We start from the raw sequence: 4,130 nt of genomic DNA on the forward strand, positions 1-4,130 counted from the left end.
CCTCAGCACCGTCACCACCTGACAGACCCACCCACACCAAACAGCGAAAGGCCGAAAAATATTATATCTTCGGCGACTTGAATGAGGACTAACATCGGGTAAACAGTAGACGAATTGTGGGCAGGTAACGGATACGTGCGTCATCGAGTGACTGCGAGGTCCGTAGTCTGTGCAGGATGCCGATGTGACTTCAAGAGAACTTGAACTCTGAGAATTGGTGGCGTACCGCGATGTTGGAGGAGAGCACCGATATGGATTTGAAAACGTTCCTTGACGAGATGAATTCCGGACACGAGGTGGTGGCGGGCTCGGGCGTGCACCTGTTCATGCGGCGGTTGTCTCAGGAGGCTTTGAAGGTCACAATGTGCATGAACATGGCCGCCGGTGTGCAATCCATGAGTGTGTTCTGCTGAGTCGCGTATATCGCGGCATGCGTAACTCGACGGATGCCTAGGGGAGAGTTGCTTGGTGTTGTGAGTCCGGCATCTAAAGTATGCCCCGGCATGCTCAACATGGCAGATGTCGGAGGATCTGCCATCATTCCTCGTGTTCTTGCCGGGTTGTGCATGTCGCGGCATGCGTAACACGGTGAGCCTCTGAAAACGGATAATATCGGTCTGTCTTCACCTATGTTGTTTGCGATCCCCCCGGCATTACGGCAGGAGGGGCACCGGGATTCTTCCCGATGCCCCTCCTGAGTTTAAGGCTTATGCCTCATGCGTCTTGCGACGCGTCAATCACTCGTTGTCGCCAGCGGTTGCGGCGGTAGCGGTGACGGCGCCCTGCTTGGCGGTATCAACGCCCGGCCACACCCAGTCGGTGTAATCCGGATGATCGTAGCCCTTGTCGACCGCGAACTGGAAGGCTTCGTCGCGGAAGGCCTCCAGCTTGTCGATCTCAGCGGCGTACTTGTCGGCATCAACCATGCGCAGAGCCTCAGCGGTCAGCTCGTAGCGGTCGATGTTGTTGACGCGCACCATGTCGTACGGCGTGGTGGTGGAGCCCTGCTCTTCGTAGCCGTGAACGTTGAAGTTGTCGTGGTTCGGGCGATCGTAGATCAGGCCGCGCACGTCGCGGGCATAGGAGTGGTAGGCGAACAGGACCGGCTTGTCGGTGGTGAACAGGTCAGCGAACTCCTCATCGGTGAGCGCCTCGTTGTTCTCCTTGGCAGACTGGAGCTTGATCAGATCCACCACGTTGACGACCTTGAACTTGATGCCGAGCTTGTTGAGCTTGTCGGCAGCAGCCATGATCTCCTGGGTCGGAACGTCGCCGACGGAAGCGAGGACGATGTCGGCCTCGTCGTTGGACTTGACGTTGGAAGCCCACTTCCACTCAGCAGCACCCTTCTCGAGCTCGGCACGAGCCTCGTCGAGGGACAGCCAGGTGGCGGCCGGCTGCTTGCCGGCGATGATCGCGTTGATCATGTTGGTGGACTTGAAGCACTTCTCGGCGACGGCCAGCAGCATGTTGGAATCAACCGGGAAGTAGATGCCAATCACGTGGTCGTTGTTGAAGCACTTGTTCAGCAGCACGGAGGTCACACCCGGATCCTGATGGGAGAAGCCGTTGTGATCCTGACGCCACACGTGGGAGGAGACGAGCAGGTTCATGGAGGAGATCGGCTTGCGCCACGGAATCTCACGAACCGTTGCCTCGAGCCACTTGGCGTGCTGGTTCAGCATGGAGTCGATCACGTGCACGAAGGACTCGTAGGAGCTCCAGATGCCGTGACGGCCGGTGAGCAGGTAGCCCTCGAGGAAGCCTTCCATCTGATGCTCGGAAAGCTGCTCGGTGACCTGGCCGGTGACGGCCATGTGCTCATCAACCTGAGCGGACAGGTAGCCGGCATCCCACTGCTTGTTGGTCACTTCATAAGCGGCAGCAAGACGGTTGGAAGCGGTCTCGTCCGGTCCGAAGATACGGAACGAATCCGGGTTGTTCTTGATGATGTCGCGGCAGTAGACACCGAGACGACGGGTGGCCTCGAGCTGGCCCCAGCCATGGCCGTACTCGGAGACTTCCTTGACCTCGTAGTCCTCGAGCTTCGGCAGGTTGAGCTCTTCGCGGATGCGGCCGCCGTTGGCGTTCGGGTTCTGGCCGATGCGCAGCTCGCCCTTCGGCATGAAGGCGGTGACTTCCGGACGCACAGCGCCCTTCTCGTCGAACAGCTCTTCCGGCTTGTAGGACTCGAGCCAGTTCTTGAGCACCTGGAAGTGCTCTTCGGTATCGCGAGCGGAAGCCAGCGGCACCTGGTGAGCGCGCCAAGAGCCCTCGGTCTTCTTGCCGTCGATGAACTTCGGGCAGGTCCAGCCCTTCGGGGTGCGGAAGATGATCATCGGGTAGAACGGACGGGTCATGTCGTCGGTCTGAGCTGCGGCCTTGATGTCGCAGATTTCGTCGAAGACGGACTCGAACAGGTCGGCGAAGCGACGGTGGATGGACATGTGGTCCTCATCGTCGAAGCCGGCGACGAACTCGTACGGCTCATAGCCCATGCCGTGGAAGAACTCGTGCAGCTCTTCGTCGGAGATGCGGGAGAGGATGGTCGGGTTGGCGATCTTGTAGCCGTTGAGGTGCAGGATCGGCAGCACGATACCATCGGTGCGCGGGTTGATGAGCTTGTTGGACTGCCAGCCGGTGGCCAGCGGGCCGGTCTCGGCTTCGCCGTCGCCGACGATGGCCGGCACGAACAGGCTCGGGTTGTTCATCACAGCGCCGTAAGCGTGGGACAGAGCGTAACCAAGCTCGCCACCCTCGTGGATGGAGCCCGGGGTCTCCGGAGCGAAGTGGGACGGGATGCCACCCGGATAGGAGAACTGGCGGAAGAACTTCTGCAGGCCAGCCTCATCCTTGGTGATGTTCGGGTAGTACTCGGTGTAGGTGCCGTCCAGGTAGGACTGAGCGGTACCAGCCGGGCCGCCGTGGCCCGGGCCCATGATGATCACAGTGTTCTGCTGGTGATCGGCGATGAGACGGTTGATGTGGCCGATGAGGAAGTTCAGGCCCGGGGTGGTGCCCCAGTGACCGACGAGACGATGCTTCACGTCTTCGCGGGTGAACGGCTCCTTCATCAGAGGGTTGCTGCGAAGATAGATCTGGCCGATGGACAGGTAGTTGGCGGTGCGCCAGTACTTGTCAACACCTTCGAGGGCTTCCTCGGAAACCGGAGCGTCAAGCTTCTTCCAAGGGGTGCCAATAACAGGATTCGTCATGTGTACTCCTGTACTCCTGCACTGTTCGTGCGATTGGTTGTTTACATTCGGGCAAGAAGACCTCAGGCCTTGCGGTCCGTGGACTTCTCTCCCTGTCGCGCACCATCGTACGTGGAGCACACGACTTTTGCACGTTTTTTTGCATGTGTGTTCGAAACTGTTGTCAAATTTTTATGTATTGTGAGATTGAGATGGTGGAGATGTGAAGGTGAACGCAAGGTGACTTTACCTCAAAAACCGCGAAATATCAAGGAATATTGTAGTTGCCGAACATTTTGGACGTTCATTTCGGTGAAAAACATGGCGGCGTGTTGACGCGTGGCGTGTTCTGTTCATGTTCGCTTGCTGGTGTGGCCGGTTCCTAGGGGTAACGGCGTGTGGTGCGACTGGGGTGTCGCACAGTGGGTGGATTACACGGCTTTGGAGTCCGGTGTTGTGCGGTAACAGGTTGCGGTGCGACTGAGGTGTCGCACGGCAGGCGGGTATGGCGTCTGGTAGGGCAGGCGCTGGCTGGTATCTGGCTGTCGTGTGATTGGATTGTCGCACGGCGGGTTGGTTTGGCGTCTGGTTTGGTGAGTGAGGGGCGGTATGTGGCAGTGATGTGACTGTACTGTCGCATGGTGCGCGGTTTACGCGGTTGATGGGCCGCTGTCAATCAGTACTAGGCCGCTGTGCGACTGTGTTGTCGCACGGCGGGCGGTTTACATGGCTTTGGGGTTCGGTGTTGGATGGTATCGGGCTGCTGTGCGATTGTGCGGTTGCGCGGCAGCCGGTTTACACGGCTGGAGGCGCGGTTTTTGCTGGTATCTGGCTGTTGTGTGATTTGGGTGTCGCATGATGTGCCGGTGTGACTTCTGCCGGGTTGGTTTCTGTCGGTAACTGGTCGCTGTGTGACTGTGTTGTCGCACGGCTGGC

2 protein-coding genes are annotated in these 4,130 nt (G+C 58.8%); one reads left to right on the forward strand and one right to left on the reverse strand.

Annotated elements, in window-relative coordinates:
- Positions 1–251: 251 nt before the first annotated feature.
- Entirely contained in the window at positions 252–413 is a 162-nt protein-coding gene (locus ACI38B_RS04665) for a hypothetical protein (protein WP_439729733.1), read from the forward strand.
- Between the two features lie 324 nt (positions 414–737).
- On the opposite strand, the gene ACI38B_RS04670 is transcribed toward ACI38B_RS04665, so the two are convergent.
- Positions 738–3,215 carry a phosphoketolase gene (locus tag ACI38B_RS04670; RefSeq protein ID WP_439729734.1) on the reverse strand — a complete coding sequence of 826 codons (2,478 nt, stop codon included), beginning with the start codon at positions 3,213–3,215 and terminating at the stop codon, positions 738–740.
- Between the last annotated feature and the right edge of the window lie 915 nt (positions 3,216–4,130).

The organism is Bifidobacterium sp., from assembly GCF_051876855.1.
Taxonomy (GTDB): Bacteria; Actinomycetota; Actinomycetes; order Actinomycetales; family Bifidobacteriaceae; genus Bifidobacterium.